Source organism: Alkaliphilus sp. B6464 (assembly GCF_018141165.1).
Lineage (GTDB): Bacteria > Bacillota > Clostridia > Peptostreptococcales > Natronincolaceae > Alkaliphilus_B.
In genome coordinates this window covers 2,867,688-2,884,540 of sequence record NZ_CP058557.1, presented here as the reverse complement: position 1 = coordinate 2,884,540, position 16,853 = coordinate 2,867,688, and the positions used below count along the sequence as shown (strand labels likewise).

16 protein-coding genes are annotated in these 16,853 nt (G+C 31.3%); all 16 read left to right on the top strand.

Annotated elements, in window-relative coordinates:
* Nucleotides 1-17: 17 nt before the first annotated feature.
* The 16 genes from nikC (at nucleotide 18) to HYG84_RS14500 (ending at nucleotide 16,774) form a co-directional block, all read left to right on the top strand.
* Nucleotides 18-929 (top strand): nickel transporter permease, encoded by a 912-nt coding sequence (gene nikC, locus HYG84_RS14575; RefSeq protein WP_212378452.1) that lies wholly within the window; start codon nucleotides 18-20, stop codon nucleotides 927-929.
* 28 nt (nucleotides 930-957) lie between these two features.
* Nucleotides 958-1,926, top strand: coding sequence for an ABC transporter ATP-binding protein (locus tag HYG84_RS14570; protein ID WP_212378450.1), 969 nt, complete (start codon nucleotides 958-960; stop codon nucleotides 1,924-1,926).
* Nucleotides 1,927-1,951: 25 nt separating this feature from the next.
* Nucleotides 1,952-2,920 carry an ABC transporter ATP-binding protein gene (locus tag HYG84_RS14565; protein ID WP_212378449.1) on the top strand — a complete coding sequence of 323 codons (969 nt, stop codon included), beginning with the start codon at nucleotides 1,952-1,954 and terminating at the stop codon, nucleotides 2,918-2,920.
* A 207-nt stretch (nucleotides 2,921-3,127) separates the two neighbouring features.
* Nucleotides 3,128-3,652, top strand: coding sequence for a cob(I)yrinic acid a,c-diamide adenosyltransferase (locus tag HYG84_RS14560; protein ID WP_212378447.1), 525 nt, complete (start codon nucleotides 3,128-3,130; stop codon nucleotides 3,650-3,652).
* Nucleotides 3,653-3,951: 299 nt separating this feature from the next.
* Complete coding sequence (gene hpt / locus HYG84_RS14555; protein WP_212378445.1) at nucleotides 3,952-4,491, top strand: hypoxanthine phosphoribosyltransferase; 540 nt, start codon at nucleotides 3,952-3,954, stop codon at nucleotides 4,489-4,491.
* 134 nt (nucleotides 4,492-4,625) lie between these two features.
* Nucleotides 4,626-4,799, top strand: coding sequence for a hypothetical protein (locus HYG84_RS14550; protein WP_212378443.1), 174 nt, complete (start codon nucleotides 4,626-4,628; stop codon nucleotides 4,797-4,799).
* Nucleotides 4,800-5,045: 246 nt separating this feature from the next.
* A complete protein-coding gene (locus HYG84_RS14545) occupies nucleotides 5,046-6,053 on the top strand; it encodes a restriction endonuclease (protein ID WP_212378441.1) in 1,008 nt (335 codons plus the stop codon).
* A gap of 23 nt (nucleotides 6,054-6,076) precedes the next feature.
* Nucleotides 6,077-7,858 carry a GAF domain-containing SpoIIE family protein phosphatase gene (locus HYG84_RS14540; RefSeq protein ID WP_212378439.1) on the top strand — a complete coding sequence of 594 codons (1,782 nt, stop codon included), beginning with the start codon at nucleotides 6,077-6,079 and terminating at the stop codon, nucleotides 7,856-7,858.
* A gap of 54 nt (nucleotides 7,859-7,912) precedes the next feature.
* The gene (gene aroC / locus HYG84_RS14535; RefSeq protein WP_330655632.1) at nucleotides 7,913-9,079 is read left to right on the top strand and encodes a chorismate synthase; all 1,167 of its coding nucleotides are present in this window, start codon (nucleotides 7,913-7,915) and stop codon (nucleotides 9,077-9,079) included.
* Between the two features lies 1 nt (nucleotide 9,080).
* Nucleotides 9,081-10,178, top strand: coding sequence for a 3-dehydroquinate synthase (aroB, locus tag HYG84_RS14530; RefSeq protein WP_212378437.1), 1,098 nt, complete (start codon nucleotides 9,081-9,083; stop codon nucleotides 10,176-10,178).
* Complete coding sequence (gene aroA, locus HYG84_RS14525; RefSeq protein ID WP_212378435.1) at nucleotides 10,159-11,442, top strand: 3-phosphoshikimate 1-carboxyvinyltransferase; 1,284 nt, start codon at nucleotides 10,159-10,161, stop codon at nucleotides 11,440-11,442. Before aroB ends, aroA begins: the two co-directional genes overlap by 20 nt.
* A gap of 298 nt (nucleotides 11,443-11,740) precedes the next feature.
* Nucleotides 11,741-12,307, top strand: coding sequence for a phosphate propanoyltransferase (pduL, locus tag HYG84_RS14520; RefSeq protein WP_212382315.1), 567 nt, complete (start codon nucleotides 11,741-11,743; stop codon nucleotides 12,305-12,307).
* A 15-nt stretch (nucleotides 12,308-12,322) separates the two neighbouring features.
* Nucleotides 12,323-12,991, top strand: a complete 669-nt coding sequence (gene deoC, locus HYG84_RS14515) for a deoxyribose-phosphate aldolase (RefSeq protein ID WP_212378433.1) — start codon at nucleotides 12,323-12,325, stop codon at nucleotides 12,989-12,991.
* Between the two features lie 276 nt (nucleotides 12,992-13,267).
* Nucleotides 13,268-15,088 carry a DUF2207 domain-containing protein gene (locus tag HYG84_RS14510; protein ID WP_249168641.1) on the top strand — a complete coding sequence of 607 codons (1,821 nt, stop codon included), beginning with the start codon at nucleotides 13,268-13,270 and terminating at the stop codon, nucleotides 15,086-15,088.
* Nucleotides 15,089-15,152: 64 nt separating this feature from the next.
* Nucleotides 15,153-15,725, top strand: coding sequence for a flavodoxin family protein (locus HYG84_RS14505; protein WP_212378431.1), 573 nt, complete (start codon nucleotides 15,153-15,155; stop codon nucleotides 15,723-15,725).
* 74 nt (nucleotides 15,726-15,799) lie between these two features.
* Nucleotides 15,800-16,774: a 2-hydroxyacid dehydrogenase gene (locus HYG84_RS14500; RefSeq protein WP_212378430.1), complete on the top strand. Its 975-nt coding sequence runs from the start codon at nucleotides 15,800-15,802 to the stop codon at nucleotides 16,772-16,774.
* The last annotated feature ends 79 nt before the right edge of the window (nucleotides 16,775-16,853 follow it).

The window sequence follows — 16,853 nt, the reverse complement described above, 5'->3', positions numbered from 1 at the left end:
GGAAAGGGGGCAGCTCTATGTCAGAAACAAAATCAATTGTTAAAAATATAGATGGTCAGGATAAAAAAACAGTTAGTAAAAAGAGAAAATCAGGCCCTTGGCGTGATGTGTGGAGAAGATTAAAGAAAAATAAAATGGCTATGGTGGGTCTTTTTATTATTTTACTTTTAATCTTTGCAGCAATCTTTGCAGATTTTATTGCACCATACGGTTTTGACGATCAGAATTTAAAGGATAAACTGCAAGCTCCAGGGGGTAAGTATTTACTAGGAGCAGATAACTTTGGTAGAGATATTTTTAGTCGTATTATTTATGGTTCAAGAATTTCTCTTCAAGTTGGATTTATAGCCGTAGGTATTTCTGCCATAATAGGAGGAGCTTTTGGAGCTATAGCAGGATATTATGGTGGAAAATTAGATAACTTTGTTATGAGGGTAATGGATATTTTACTTGCTATTCCTGGAATCCTACTTGCTATATCAATTGTAGCAGCTCTAGGACCAGGACTTAAAAATGTAATGATTGCCGTAGGTATTGGATCGATTCCATCCTATGCCCGTATAGTTAGAGCTTCTGTATTATCTATTAGGGATCAGGAGTTTATTGAAGCGGCGAGAGCTGTTGGAGCAAGTGATTTTAGAATTATTACAAAGCATATTCTGCCAAACTCAATGGCACCAATTATTGTACAAGCAACATTAGGAGTTGCGGGAGCAATTTTATCAGCAGCTGGACTAAGCTTTATAGGTTTAGGAATTCAGCCACCAACACCAGAGTGGGGAGCAATGCTATCTAGTGGTCGTGAATACCTTAGAGATCATTGGCATGTAGCTACATTTCCAGGCCTTGCAATTATGATTACTATATTTGCTCTAAACCTTCTAGGTGACGGATTAAGAGATGCACTTGATCCTAGACTAAAGAACTAATCTCAAAAGGATAGGAGTGAGAAAGAGAATGAGTAAAAATAATTTATTAGAAATAAAAGACCTAGCTATTCATTATATAGCGGAGGATGGAACAGTCCGTGCCGTAGAAGATATGAGTTTAGAAGTTGGAAAAGGTGAGACTCTAGGATTAGTAGGAGAGACAGGAGCTGGCAAAACAACAACAGCTCTAGGAATTATGCAACTTGTTCCAGACCCTCCGGGTAAAATTGTTAGTGGAGAAATATTATTTGAAGGTGAAGACCTTTTAAAGAAAAACCAACAAGAACTTAGAAAAGTTAGAGGTAATAAAATATCAATGATTTTCCAAGATCCTATGACTTCATTAAACCCAGTAATGACAGTTGGAGATCAAATTGGAGAAGTTATAAAACTCCACCAAAAGGTTAATGCAAAACAAGCATGGGCAAAGGCTCAAGAAATGCTTGAAACAGTAGGAATTCCGGGAGAAAGAGCAAAGGATTATCCACATCAATTTAGTGGTGGTATGAGACAGAGGGTAGTTATTGCGATAGCACTTGCCTGTAACCCAACTCTACTTATTGCAGATGAGCCTACAACAGCACTAGACGTAACTATTCAAGCACAGGTACTTGAACTTATGAAAAAGCTTAAAGAAGAATTTAAAACATCTATGATTATGATTACCCATGACCTAGGAATAGTTGCAGATGTATGCGATAAGGTAGCTATTATGTATGCAGGAAAAGTAGTAGAATATACAGATAAAAGAAAGTTATTTACAAACCCAAAACATCCTTACACATTAGGACTATTTAATTCAATACCAAACATCGAAGAAGACGAAGATAGATTAAAGCCAATTAAGGGATTAATGCCAGATCCAACGAATCTACCAACTGGTTGTCCTTTCCATCCAAGATGTCCAAAGGCAACAGCAGAATGTAGTAAAAGGATACCTAAGAAGACAGAAGTAGAGCCAGGACATTACGTTAACTGTTTATTATATGAAAAATAAAGTACTAACCTAGGAGGTGAAAAAAATGGCAGAAAGACTAATAGAAGCTAGAAATCTTAAAAAATATTTTAATACTAAAAAAGGATTACTCCACGCAGTGGACGATGTAAACTTTTATATAAATAAGGGAGAAACATTAGGACTAGTAGGAGAATCTGGCTGTGGTAAGTCTACTACAGGTAGGGTAGTATTAAGACTATTAGAAGCAACAGATGGAGAAATAATATTTGAAGGTAAAGATATTCTTCAATTTAACAAACAGCAAATGAGACAAATGAGACAAGAAATGCAAATAGTTTTCCAAGATCCATTTGCATCTTTAAACCCAAGAATGAGCTTATCAGATATTATTGCAGAGCCATTAGTAGTAAATAAAGTATTTAAATCTAAAGTTGATATGCAAAAAAGAGTAAAAGAACTAATGGATACCGTAGGTTTGGCAGAAAGACTTACAAATGTCTATCCTCACGAACTAGATGGTGGAAGAAGACAGAGAATAGGTATAGCAAGAGCCTTAGCTCTAAATCCAAAGTTTATTGTACAGGATGAGCCAGTATCAGCACTAGACGTATCTATTCAGGCGCAAATATTAAACTTGATGGATGACTTGCAAAAAGAAATGGGGCTAACCTATTTATTCATTTCTCATGACCTAAGTGTTGTTAAACACGTAAGTGACAGAATTGCCGTTATGTATTTAGGAAAAATTGTTGAGCTTTCAGATTACAAATCAATATTTAAATCACCACAGCATCCATACACACAAGCTCTACTTTCAGCTATTCCAGTTCCGCAAATTGATATAAAGAAAGAAAGAATATTACTAGAAGGAGACGTACCAAGCCCAGTTAATCCACCGGCAGGTTGTCGTTTCTACGGAAGATGTATGTATAGACAAGATATCTGTAAGCAAGAAACACCAGAATTAAAAGACATAGGTAATGAAACATTTGTAGCATGCCACTTTACAGGAAATTTAAAGTCTACGAAATAATAAAATAATAAAATAATAAAACTCATCTTTCGCTTAAACTGGGTTCTTGTTGGGTATTAACTCTAGTAAGAACTTAGTTTTAAGAAGTCCTTAAAAGTATAATTCTGTATCTCTTTCACAAAAAGAGGGTACAATATTAGAATTGTTATATATAGGATAAAATAGGTGAGTTTTTGTTTATATATAATAAGATAAGGAGGGCTATTTATGAGAATTTATACTAAAACAGGGGATAGTGGAGAAACTAGTTTATATGATGGTAAAAGAGTAAAAAAAGATGATATACGTGTTGAAAGTTATGGTACTATTGATGAATTAAACTCTATGCTCGGCTTAGCAAGAAATTTTATAGATGACAAGGAAATAGTTGAAATAATATATCGTATACAAAGGGAATTGTTCAATGTTGCAGGAGAACTTGCAACTGAAAATGGCGAAAAATTCAAAACAAAAGTATCAGAAGAGCAGATTAAATATTTAGAAGAAACTATAGATAACTATTTAGAAAAGATGCCAAAGATGGATAAATTTATAATTCCTGGAACAAATAAAGCATCTGCTAGCCTTCATGTGGCGAGAACTATTTGTAGAAGAGCAGAAAGACGAATATTAACCTTAAAGAAAGAGGAATATGTTAGTGATGTACTTATTAAATATGTTAATCGATTATCCGATACCATCTATGCATTAGCAAGGTACTTAGAAAGTGATTTAAAATACGTTGAATTTTAAAAGTAAATATGTAATAGTTAATGCATCGAATATTAATATGATTTTAAAGGAAAATATTCAGAAAAAGATTATATTATGTTATAATTGAGGAAATTGTATATTATATATAATTTCCTCAATTTATTTATTTACAAGCAAGAAAGGATACTTTTCTAATTTGATGGCAGTTTTTAAGGAAGAAAGATATTAGCAGTAGTCTTAGTACTTAAAATTTTTAACAAAGGTTAAAAATTAGTAGAAGTTGATGTGATAGCATCAGACAATTTTTTATCTTATAAGATAATAGAAAGGGTGATCATATGCATAATGATGTTGAAGAAATATTATTTTCAAAGGAGGATATTTCTCGTAAGGTAAAGGAATTAGGTGAGAAAATATCAAAAGATTATAATAGAGATGATGAAGTAGTTGTAGTAGGTGTGCTTAAAGGCGCCAATGTTTTTATGGCAGATCTTATACGTGAAATTGATATACCTGTTTATATTGACTTTATGGCTGTTTCTAGTTATGGATATTCTACAGAAAGCTCTGGTATAGTTAGAATATTAAAAGATTTAGACCTAGAAGTAGAAGGAAAACATGTTCTAATTATAGAGGATATTATAGATACAGGATTAACTTTAAAATATTTAACAGATAATTTAAAGTCAAGAAATATTAAGAGTTTAAAAATATGTACACTACTGGATAAACCTAAAAGAAGAAAATGTGATCTAAATATTGATTATATAGGATTTGAAATACCAGATAAGTTTATTGTAGGATATGGAATTGATTATGGAGAAAAATATAGAAACTTGCCTTATGTAGCCTCGTTAAAAGAAGAAACATATAAGTAAAATTTATATATTAGATGAGATTTAGAATTGTTATCTATAGAATAAATTAATATCATATTAAACTTATGTACTTTGAATAGAAAAGTATATATATATTCATACTATAATTGAAATCTATTCAAGGAGGGTTTAATATGAATTCATCAGTAAATTTTGAGGAAATAAAAACTAGATTTATCAATGCTGGATTAGATGAAAAAATCGAGATTTACACAACAACTTCTGGATTAACTGTTGAGCAGTTTAAAGAACTGTTAAGACATTTTCCTCTACAACATTTAGATAAGTTAGAAAAAGCTATGGGTTAAATAAAAAATTTTTTTTGTAATTAGGCCAAGCTCAATAAGTATGTTTTCTAAGTTTTTGAATAGCCACAGGATATTTCATGTATCCTGTGGCTATTCTATTGCGTAAATCTGTACCCAAAAGTTGAAGTAAATATGAAAGAAGGTCTTTTTTTATTTCTCTTAAGTATAACTTTACTATTATTGGAAAAAGTAGAAATAATATTATTTATATGTATAGTTTCAGTCCAATATATAGGAGGATAAAAAATGAAAAAAATAGATTCACTATTTCGCTTTATAGCTAATCAATTAAAAGGTCATAAAAAAAATAGAAGTAATAGTCTGCGTTTTAAAAACTATTACTTAAGTGTTAAAGATGATAAAAGGAATAATTTTGCTAAAGTATTTGACTATTCTATTTGGAGAATATTTGTGTTCTTTATAGCATTTTTATATCTATATTTAAAAACAAACAAATTATACTTATCCATATTACTTTCCACAGTTAGCTTTATTATAGTACATAGCTTAGCTATAATGGGGAGAAAACATAAATTTGAACAATTAAAAGAGCAAAAAAGGCGGTATGTTGCAAGTCAAAGGGTTTACAATGAAATTATGAATAAGACAGTTGATGAAATGAAAGAGTATATCAGAGAAGTATTTGCACCTATGGGTTTTAGTAAATTTAATTTTATAGAATGTGATCAAAGATATATATTGTTAAATTCTGTATACAGGGAAGAAGAAATTATGTTATTATTTAATATATATAAAAGTGATTTTGATGTAGAGCTAAAGGAAGTAAAAGAATTTCTTTATTTGCTAACGGATAACAAGATAAAAAAAGGCATTTTAGTTACAACATCAGATTTTACTAACGATAGTTATGACTTTGTAAGCAAGTTAAATGGAAGATATGGACTATTACTTGTAAACAAAGAGCAGTTACTAAAAATAATTGAAAATAATGGCTTATTCCCTAATGATGAAGAAATAGATGAAATAATTGAAAGTAAAATAAGCAGAAGAGAAAAGAAATGGTATAAATACAAAAAGGTAGCTTTATCTAAAAATAAGATTAAGGGATATGTTATTTTAAGTATTTATCTTGCAATAACAGCTTGGTATACACCGTATACTATTTATTACATGATTGTATCTAGCATTATTTTGGCATTAGCATTTATTACTTTTTTATCTAATATCATAAATAAGGCTAGGGATGAAGAAGAAAAGGGAGTTGACTTTGAAAAACTATTAAATGATATGTAAAAGAAGTTTAGGGGGAAAGAATTATGCAATATGCTGATAGCAGAATAAGAGCATTAGTAGAAATTTCTACAATGGTAACTTCAACAGATAATTTCTTTGACATAAAAGATGATATTATAGAAAAAATGCTAGATGTAATAGTTCCTGCTAAAGCTTGTGTTAATTTATTTATTCGTGATTATAAATATGCTCATTTAGTTTGTTCTTCGACTTTAGATTTTATTCCGAATTTTTTTAAGAGGAATGAAAAAAAGGAGCATCACATAGCTTTTGACAGCTATCCTATCTATATACATGAGGCAATTAGAGAGAAAAAAATAGTATGGATAAAGGATATTTTTAAGGACGAGCGCGCTAAAAGTGAACGATTTCTGGCGCAAAATGAAGGTTATAAATCTAGGGCAGTTTTTCCGCTTATATCTAGTAATGAGGTTATTGGGTTCATGACTTGCTTCTTTATTGAAGAAAGCGCACAATATACAGATGAAGATATAGATTTTATTGCATCAGTAGCTTCTTTAATAGGATTATCTATTGAAATAACAAGAAAAAAAAGAGATTCAGATTTTATGATCAAAAAGTTAAGAGGATCACTGAATTTTATTAATAAGGCTACGGATGAGTTGTATAAAAACTTAAATTTAGATAGTTTCTTAAAGCCTTTGAGCAAACAAATATGCAACGTAACTTTTAGCGAATCTGCTATTATAGTTATGAAGGGCTTTGATAAAGGAATTTACCATGAAAGTACATATGGAAAAAATAAGGATTTAAAAGTATTGGCAGAAAATCTTCATATAAAGCTCAAAGATAAACAATATAAGATAATTAATGGAAAATATTTTAATGAAGGCAATATACCCTCATTTATTAAAAATGAAAGTATAAGAACTATACTTTATCACAATTTAGTTATTGATGATATTGTGATTGGATATATAGCAGTTGCTAATGCATCAAGATATAGTGAAGATGATTTGAAGATATTAAATATATTTGCTACACAAATTATATTTGCTATAGAGAGATACAAAAATGCATCTAAACTAATTGAGCATAAAATGATGGAAAAGGAATTAGAACTTGTTCAGGAAAAACAAAGATTAATTATGCCTAACAATAACATTACACTACCAAATAAGACTAAAGTATCTTACTATTTTTATCCTACGGCTAACTTAGGTGGGGACTTTTGTGATATATTTTTTATGAATGATCACTTCTTGTGTATTTTCATTGCAGATGTTATGGGACATAGTATTTTAGCTAATTATTTCTCTGCTATGATTAAAGGTGCTCTAAAGTCCTGTATAGATGATAAAAAAACCGCCGCGGAAATTTTAACTATAATTAATCATAATCTATGTGAGGACTTTAATTCTTTAGATATATATGCCACAGCTAGACTTGCTATTATTGATTTAAAGACTCATAGGACAAATATAGCAAATGGAGGACACCATTTCCCTATAGGTATAAAAAAAGAAGGTACTACTATTATAGCTGAAGAAATTGTGTTTAACAGAGGGTTACCTTTAGGAATCTTCTGTGATACAAAATACGAAGATGATTACTATAATGTATCCGATTATGAATTAATTTGTGTTTTTACGGACGGTATTATCGAGGCCTATGGAGTTGATGGAGAAATGTTTGGCATAGATAGACTTAAAAAAATATTAATAGATAATTATAGCAAGAGCAATGATGAGATTAATGATAAAATTAGAGAAGAATTATTTATACATACTAATCAGGAACAACCAAAAGATGATATAATGCTAATTATTATGAATAATAAATAGGTGTAAAGAGAGGGATATATGCTCTCTCTTTTTATAGTTAATAGTGTGAAAGGGATGAAGAATATGCTTCGTTATTTATCTGCTGGAGAGTCTCATGGAAAAGGATTAGTAGCAATTATAGAAGGTTTACCTTCAAACATACCTATTGATATAAATATTATAAATGAAGATTTAAGAAGAAGACAGCAGGGATATGGTAGGGGCAATAGAATGAAAATAGAAAAGGATAGAGTAGAGATAATTACTGGAGTAAGAGACGGTAAAACCCTAGGTAGCCCTTTAACTATTATGATTGAAAATATTGACTATAAAAACTGGACAAATATTATGGGACTTGAAAAGCTAGAAGGGGAACAAAATCATATTAAAGAACCTCGTCCAGGTCATGGAGATTTAGTAGGAGCATTGAAGTACAATCACATGGATATCCGAAATGTAATAGAAAGGGCTAGTGCTAGAGAAACTGCTATTCGTACAGCGGTTGGTAGTATAGCCAAGCAATTTTTATCTATATTTAATATAGAAATATTAGGTCATGTAATATCAATTGGACAAGTTAACTATAGATTTTGCCAAAAAGACATATTTAATTATAAAAATAGAATAGATGAATCTCCAGTAAGATGTATTGATACTAATGTGGAAGTAGAAATGATACAAGAAATAGAGATGGCCAAACAAACTGGGGACTCCTTAGGTGGATCATTTGAAGTAGTAATTAGAAATGTTCCAGTCGGGCTAGGGAGCTATGCTCATTTTGATAGAAAATTGGACGGAATATTAGCCCAAGGTATTATGGGATTGCAAGGAATTAAGGCTGTAGAGATCGGGGATGGAATAGATGGGTCTAGTAAAGCAGGATCTCGGTTCCATGATGAAATTGGGTATTCTGAAGTACAAGGATATTATCGTAATACTAACAGAGCAGGCGGAATTGAAGCAGGTGTAAGTAATGGGGAGGATATTATTATAAGGGGATATATGAAACCTATACCTACACTTACTAAGCCACTAAAAACAGTAAATATGTTAACTAAGAAAGAAAAAGAAGCTATAGTAGAAAGAAGTGATAATTGTGCAGTACCAGCAGCGTCTGTTGTAGCAGAAGGAATATGTGCCTTTATTATAGCAATGGAAATGGTGGAAAAGTTTGGGGGAGATAGTATAGAGGAGATGCTATCAAACTATAAAAGATATATAGACTATTTAAGGAGTAGATAATATGCTATGTACACAAATAAATATAGGTAGAGAACCCTATCCTCTATATATGGCTAAGGATTTAATAGTGAAGCTTGATTCATTATTAAGTTCCTATATTAAAAACAGGTTTGTATTTATGCTTACAGATGAAAATGTATTTAATCATTATGGCAAAACAATAATAGATGTATTAAAGAACAATGGAGCTAAGTTTGATCACTTTATAATTCCATCTGGAGAGGAAAGTAAATCTATTGATAACTATAGAAAAATTATAGATAAGCTAACTGATGAAAAATATAATAGAAACTCAGTACTTATTGCTGTAGGCGGAGGAGTAATTGGTGATTTAGGTGGTTTCGTGGCATCTACATATATGAGAGGAATAGATATGATTCACATACCTACCACTCTTTTAGCACAGGTAGATAGTAGTATTGGAGGGAAAACTGGTATAAACTACGAAGGCTTCAAAAATCTGTTAGGCACATTTTATCATCCAAAAGCTGTAGTTGTAGATACTAATACTTTAAATACATTACCTAATAGGGAATTTATAGCTGCATTTGGAGAAGTTATAAAATATGGAATGCTAGGGGACTACAACCTATTAGTTGATTTAGATAAAAACTATGTGAAGTACTTAAATAGAGATATAGATTTAGATAAAATAATTTTAAAATGTATTAAAATGAAGGAGCAAATTGTAATAAAGGATGAAATGGACCTTGGACTTAGGCAAACGTTAAATTTGGGACATACATTTGCTCATGGGATAGAATCATCCACTAGCTTCAATAAGTTTTTTCATGGCGAGGCTGTAGCATTAGGGTTATTACTTGCTGCTAATCTATCTTTTTTTCTTAGGTTAATTACAGCAGATTATTATAAGTTTATAAAAAAGATAATATATAAATACTATTCTAATCTATTTGAATATAAATTTAATGGTGAAGAAATATTAAAGTCTATGGCTATGGATAAAAAGAATAAGGATAATTATATTACATTTGTACTACCTACAGACAAAGAACAAGTAAAGGTATTTAATAACATACCTATGGAAATTATCAGAAAAGCCATTGCGGAGGTTAATTATGGATTTAGTTGTAAGTAAAGTAAATAAAGTGATTGGGAAAATAGCAGTTTCAGGAGATAAGTCCATTTCCCATAGAAGTATTATGCTAGGCGGTATTGCAGAAAATGAAACCCATGTACATAATCTATTATTATCTGAGGATGTTAAAAACACTATAAATTGCCTTGGAAAATTAGGAGTAATAGTAGAGCAACAAAATGATATTACAGTAGTTAAAGGTATGCCGCCCAAACACTATAAACCGTATTATGGACAGCTAGATGCAGGCAACTCAGGTACTGCTGTTAGATTATTGTTAGGTTTAATTAGTGGGAGTAATAATAGCTATTGCTTTACTGGGGACCATTCTTTAAAAAGCAGACCTATGAAACGAATTACAGATCCACTGAAGGAAATGGGAGCAAATATTAGTTTTGTAGAGAAAAATAACTTGCTTCCTATTATAATAAAGGGTGGTAACCTGCAAGCAATTAATTATAAACTGCCTGTAGCTAGTGCTCAGGTTAAATCCGCTATTATTTTAGCCGGGCTACAGAGCACGGGTACTACTGTAATAGAGGAACCTGAAGTAACGAGGGATCATACAGAAATAATGGTCAATCATTTTGGAGGTAAGATAGAAAAAGATGAGACCTTTATAAAAATAGAGGGTAGTCAAAAACTAGTAGGTAATGAGGTTTTTGTTCCTGGAGACATTTCATCTGCTGCATTTTTAATTGTTCTAGCCCTAATTTCACCTAAGTCAGAACTTCTAATCGAGAATGTTGGACTTAATCCAACTAGAACAGGCATTATAGATGCATTAAAGTCTATGGGAGCTAATATTGAAATAATTTCTGAAAAAGTATCTAATGGAGAAAGATACGGACATCTTATGGTTAAGAATAGTAATTTAATAGGAACAACCATAGAAGGCAATATAATTCCAAGGCTAATAGACGAAATACCCATATTAGCCGTTGCTGCTACCTTTGCAGAAGGTAAAACTATTATAAGAAATGCAGAAGAACTGAAGGTTAAAGAATCCAACAGGATCGAAATGATGGTAACCCAACTGAGAAAGATGAGAGCAAAAATAGAAGAAACAGAGGATGGAATGATAATAGAAGGACCTACTAAACTAAAAGGTTCAGTAGTGGATAGTGGTGCTGATCATAGAATAGCTATGGCATTGGCTATTGCTGGAATGATGGCAGAAGGCCAGACAAAGGTTTTAGGGTCTAGCTGTATATCGATATCTTTTCCGGAGTTTGAAGACATATTAAAGAAAATAATTAGGTAGATATACTATAACCATATTATGTAAATCTAATTTGAAAGTAAAAATAATAATACAAATGCTTTCCTCAAAATATTATTATTTTATCCGATAGCTAATAGTTCTAGCTCCGTCTAAATTAGCTTTTATTTATATAAAGATTAAGAAAAATTAGAATTTTATATAGCTATGTTTGATTTTTAATTTAAAAGCACGTATAATAATATTGTATACAACCATGATTTTAATATTATAAATTCATATTTTTATTAGCTATGTAAAGGCTAAAAGTACTGGAGGAGGAATTATTGTGAGTAAAAAAATGTTGCCAGCTGCACTATCAAACAGACATATTCATCTAAGTCAGGTGGATATTGAAGCACTATTTGGAAAAAACTATGATCTAACTAAGTTTAAGGATTTATCGCAACCAGGACAGTATGCTGCGGAAGAGAAGGTAGATTTAGTAGGTCCTAAAGGAACAATTAAAGGTGTAAGAGTACTAGGACCAGCTAGAGGAAAAACACAGGTTGAAATATCATTAGCAGATGGCTTTGTTTTAGGAGTTAAGCCTCCAATAAGAGATTCTGGAGATGTTGCAGGTAGTCCAGGAGTTAAAATAGTAGGACCAAATGGTGAAGTAGAAATGCAAGAAGGGGTAATTGCTGCAGCAAGACATATACATATGCATACTAGCGATGCAGAGGCTTTTGGTGTAGTAGATAAGCAAAGAGTAAAAGTTAGAACAACTGGAGAAAGAGCCGTTATATTTGAAAATGTATTAGTAAGGGCTCATGAAACATATGCGCTGGAAATGCATATCGACGTAGATGAAGGAAATGCAGCTGCTCTTAAAAATGGCGAGATGGTAGAGTTGATTATAGATTAATTTGGAGGATGTATTATGAATATAGCAAAATATATAGATCATACACTATTAAAACCTGAAACAAAGAAAGACGAAATTAAAAAGATATGTGAGGAAGCAAGGGAACATGGATTTTTTTCTGTTTGTGTTAATGGAGTAAATGTTGCTTTTGCCTATGAACAATTAAAGGGAACCGATGTTAAAGTAGCTGCTGTAGTAGGATTTCCTTTAGGAGCTATGACCTCAGAGGCTAAAGCATTTGAAACTAAAGATGTTATTGATAATGGTGCTAAAGAAATAGATATGGTAATCAACATCGGAGCACTTAAAGAAGGTAAGGAAGAAGAGGTTTTAAATGATATTAAAGCTGTAGTCGATGCTGCAAGTGGTAGAGCTATAGTTAAAGTAATTATTGAGAATTGTTTGTTAACTAATGAAGAAAAAATATTAGCTTGTAAACTAGCCAAAAAAGCTGGAGCGGACTTTGTTAAAACCTCCACAGGTTTTAGTACAGGTGGTGCAACAGTAGAAGATGTACAGCTTATGCGAGAAACAGTAGGTCCTGAAATGGGAGTAAAGGCTTCTGGTGGAGTAAGGGATTTAAAAACTGCTCTAGCAATGATAGAAGCAGGAGCTACACGCATTGGTGCAAGTGCATCTGTAAGTATAGTAAAAGATGAAAATAGTAGTGTAGAAGGTTATTAGATTTTTCAAAAAATCCTATTGCATTTATTGTAGTAGGATTTTTTTATATATAGAAAAGTATAAAATTTCCAATTACCAATCATTTTTAAGAAATAATAGACTGTGAACATTGGTAGCATTTGAAATTTAAATGAAGGTTAAAAAATTAAGTATTATAGGAGTCTATGTAATAGTGTCTAATGATTTTTCATAATGATTTGAGTTAATACAAAAACTAACCTATAATTAAATTAAAGAAGTAAATAAATTCATAGTAAATATTAGAAAAAGAAGGAAGTGTTTGAAATTAAAAGATCATTTAGAATTATAGCCTTATTACTTCTTACTTTAACAACGGTTATAAGCTCTACTATAATGTCAAGCGGAGAAGAGTCATTAGGTATTACCCAATGGCTGGTAGAATCCAATATTTTAGAAAATGGGGACCTTTCAATAGTAGAAGATATAACATTTAAGTTTAGTGGAAAATATAATGGTGTATTTAGAGAAATAGTTTTAGAAAACACCTCAGGTATTGAGGGGATACGTGTAGTAGAAAACAGTAAAGACAAAGTTTTAGAGTACAAAAAAGTAGAAGATGCCAAAAAAGGAGATAGTAATGTTTTCTTAGCCAAAGAGAAAAACAATAGTGTAATATTACAAATATTTTCTCCATCTAAAAATGAAGAAAAGACATTTAGAATAATCTATACAATAAAAAATATTGGAAAAAAGTACAATGATATAGGTGAGCTTTATTATAAATTTTTAGGAACAGAAAATGATACTCCTATAGATTTTTTCTCTGTGAATATAAAACTGCCTGAAAAAGATGTAAACCATAAAGTGAAAATTTTTGCTCATGGTCCTTTAAACGGAGAAATAAATAAAATATCAGATAATACTATTAATTTACAAGTAGAGGATGTACCAAAAGATACATTTATAGAGGGAAGGATACTTTTTCCAAGAGAATTTATATTTGCTTCGCAAAATATTGTAGATAAAGATGCTTACTCAAATATTATGAATGAAGAAGCACGGCTACAAGAGGAAATTGAAGAGAATAGAATTAAAAGGGAAGCAAGGGGAGCTCTATTTGCCAAAATTGCAGCTATAGTTTCGGCAATTGAAGTTGTTATATTTACTTTGCTAGCTATTAAGACTAGAAGATTAACTGATATTCAACAAGAAAGAAAATATTTAGATGTGCCTGAAGACTGTACTCCGGCTATAGCTACATATATTACAAGCAATACTATTAGTGGCAACACCATAATTGCTACAATACTTGATCTCTATAGAAAAGGTTATGTAAGGATAGAGGATGGAGACGAGTTTAAAAAGAAACAAGATGTGTTAAAGGACTTTACTATAACTAAGGTAAGGGAAGAAGACGATAAGCTAATGTCCCACGAAAGGTACTTTATAGGTTGGTTAATTAACGATATGGGAGATGGCCAAACTGTAACTACTAAGGATATAGAAAACTATAGCAAAACTAATGGATCAATTTTTACAAAACATTATTTGGAGTGGCAGAGGAGAATAAAGAAAGATGTAATTACAAAGGGATATTTTGATAATAGTACTAAAAAGTTTGGCCTGCCACTAGTGTTGCTTTTTCCCATATCTTTAATTATTAGTATAGTAACTTTAGTTTATGAATCTGCATTTGGGTTTGTATTACTGGGTACTTCAGTTTTAATTTTAATACAAGGCATCGTGTTGCTATCAAGAAAATCTGATTATGGATATGAACAATATAGAAAATGGCTGGAATTTAAAAAATATATGAAAAAGCTTAAAAAAGATGATTCAACAGATGATTTAGCTAAATATCCAAAAGATATTTCCTTAATATATGGTTTAGCATTAGGTATTGATAATGATATATTAAATAAGTTTAATATTGAAACAAACTACGGTGAAAGTACTTTTCCTTATGGATATGGATGGATGTATTGGTACTTTATTTTAAACAATGATAAAAGTAATGTATTTAATAAAAGTATTAATAATTCTTTCAGTAGCGTTACTCCCCCAGTAGGAGGCGGTGGAGGCTTCACTGGTGGCGGAGGAGGTGGTGCTGGCGGTGGAGGAGCAGGAGGTTTTTAAGTGGGCCTTTGGTCGATCTGGTAGCATCAAAGAAATTTGAATTTTGATAAGTGGGGGTTTTAAGATGAAAGCTTTAGTTATTTTAGGTAGTCCAAGAATTAAAATGAACACAGACATTTTATTAAGTGAAGTAATTAAAGGTCTAAAATCACAAGGAGTGGAAGTAGAGAAAATAGAATTAGGGGGTTTAAAATTTGAACCTTGTATATCTTGTAATTCTTGTGGTAAAACTGGACATTGCTATAAAAAGGATGATATGACAGGCATTTACGATAAGTTTAATCATGCTGACATTATAGTTATTGGATCACCTATGTATTTTAACTCTGTAACAGCTATAATGAAGGCTATGATTGACAGATGCCAATCCTTTTGGTCTAGTAAATATGTATTAAATAAATCCTCAATAGATAAAAATAAAAGAAGAAAAGGCATGTTTGTATGTGTAGGAGGAGCAAAACAGCCAGAAGAAGGGTTTATTGGAGCTACAGTAGTTATGGATCTATTTTTTAAAGCAATTAATACTGAATACTCATATAATATGCTTGTGGATAATACAGATGAAGTTTTTGTAGGTGACTCTAAAGAACTTCTTCAAACAGCATATGAAATGGGAGCTAAGCTTGCACAAGATTAAATAGAGGTAGTGTAAATCAAGATCTTGCTCTATTATAATATAACTAAATACAAAAATAGATTGGAGTGATCACATTGGGCAAACACAAAGTATATATTGCACAAAAAATTCCGAAGAAAGTCGAAGACTATATTGCTAATTTTTGTGATTATGAGAAGTGGGAAGGAGAAGGCCCCATTCCTAGAAGTGAATTACTAAAAAAAATTCATGATAAAGAAGGTTTGCTTTTAGCTGGAATTAGTATTGATGAAGAACTATTACATCGTGCTCCAAAACTAAAGGTTGTTAGTAATGTTTCAGTTGGATACAATAATTTCGATTTAAAAGCAATGAAGACAAGAAATATTATAGGAACCAATACACCAAGAGTATTAGATGATTCTGTTGCAGATTTAATATTCGCTCTTATGTTATCTACTGCTAGGAGAATTACAGAACTAGATAGATATATGAAGGATGGCAGATGGAAACTACAGGATAATGAGAATCTTTTTGGTCTAGATATTCACCATGCCACTGTTGGTATAATCGGCATGGGAAGAATAGGTGAGGCTGTAGCAAAAAGGGCAAAATTTGGTTTTGATATGGAAGTACTTTATTACAATAGAAATAGAAAGTATGAAATAGAAGAATCTTTAGGCGCAAAATATTGTGACTTTGAAGAACTTTTAAAGCAGAGTGACTTTATTGTATTAATGACTCCACTTAATAATGATACATATCATCTTATAGGCTCTAAAGAATTTGATTTAATGAAAAGAAAAGCAATTTTTATTAATGCTTCTAGAGGACAAACAGTAGATGAAAAAGCGTTAATTGAAGCCCTTGAAAATAAAAAAATATTTGGCGCAGGGTTAGATGTTTATGATAAAGAACCGATTGAGCCAAATAATCCTCTTCTTAAAATGTCGAATGTAGTTACAGTACCTCATATAGGATCAGCCACTGAGAAAACACGTTCTGAGATGGCTATGTTAGCTGCTACTAACCTTGTTAGAGCTTTATCTGGAGAAAAGGCGCCTAATGTTGTACCAGAACTAGATGAATAAGTAGGGATCTATCTTTAGAATTGTTAAAATTGGAAGAAATGGAAGTAAATATATAAAAATATTACTTCCTAATGAAATA

Excerpts from the sequence above, each read along its gene's own strand:
- aroB (WP_212378437.1), top strand. The coding sequence starts at position 9,081 with ATGCTATGTACACAAATAAATATAGGTAGAGAACCCTATCCTCTATAT.
- hpt (WP_212378445.1), top strand. The coding sequence starts at position 3,952 with ATGCATAATGATGTTGAAGAAATATTATTTTCAAAGGAGGATATTTCT.
- HYG84_RS14545 (WP_212378441.1), top strand. The coding sequence starts at position 5,046 with ATGAAAAAAATAGATTCACTATTTCGCTTTATAGCTAATCAATTAAAA.
- HYG84_RS14540 (WP_212378439.1), top strand. The coding sequence starts at position 6,077 with ATGCAATATGCTGATAGCAGAATAAGAGCATTAGTAGAAATTTCTACA.
- HYG84_RS14570 (WP_212378450.1), top strand. The coding sequence starts at position 958 with ATGAGTAAAAATAATTTATTAGAAATAAAAGACCTAGCTATTCATTAT.
- HYG84_RS14550 (WP_212378443.1), top strand. The coding sequence starts at position 4,626 with ATGAATTCATCAGTAAATTTTGAGGAAATAAAAACTAGATTTATCAAT.
- HYG84_RS14565 (WP_212378449.1), top strand. The coding sequence starts at position 1,952 with ATGGCAGAAAGACTAATAGAAGCTAGAAATCTTAAAAAATATTTTAAT.
- pduL (WP_212382315.1), top strand. The coding sequence starts at position 11,741 with ATGTTGCCAGCTGCACTATCAAACAGACATATTCATCTAAGTCAGGTG.
- nikC (WP_212378452.1), top strand. The coding sequence starts at position 18 with ATGTCAGAAACAAAATCAATTGTTAAAAATATAGATGGTCAGGATAAA.
- aroA (WP_212378435.1), top strand. The coding sequence starts at position 10,159 with ATGGATTTAGTTGTAAGTAAAGTAAATAAAGTGATTGGGAAAATAGCA.
- HYG84_RS14560 (WP_212378447.1), top strand. The coding sequence starts at position 3,128 with ATGAGAATTTATACTAAAACAGGGGATAGTGGAGAAACTAGTTTATAT.
- HYG84_RS14505 (WP_212378431.1), top strand. The coding sequence starts at position 15,153 with ATGAAAGCTTTAGTTATTTTAGGTAGTCCAAGAATTAAAATGAACACA.
- deoC (WP_212378433.1), top strand. The coding sequence starts at position 12,323 with ATGAATATAGCAAAATATATAGATCATACACTATTAAAACCTGAAACA.
- aroC (WP_330655632.1), top strand. The coding sequence starts at position 7,913 with ATGAAGAATATGCTTCGTTATTTATCTGCTGGAGAGTCTCATGGAAAA.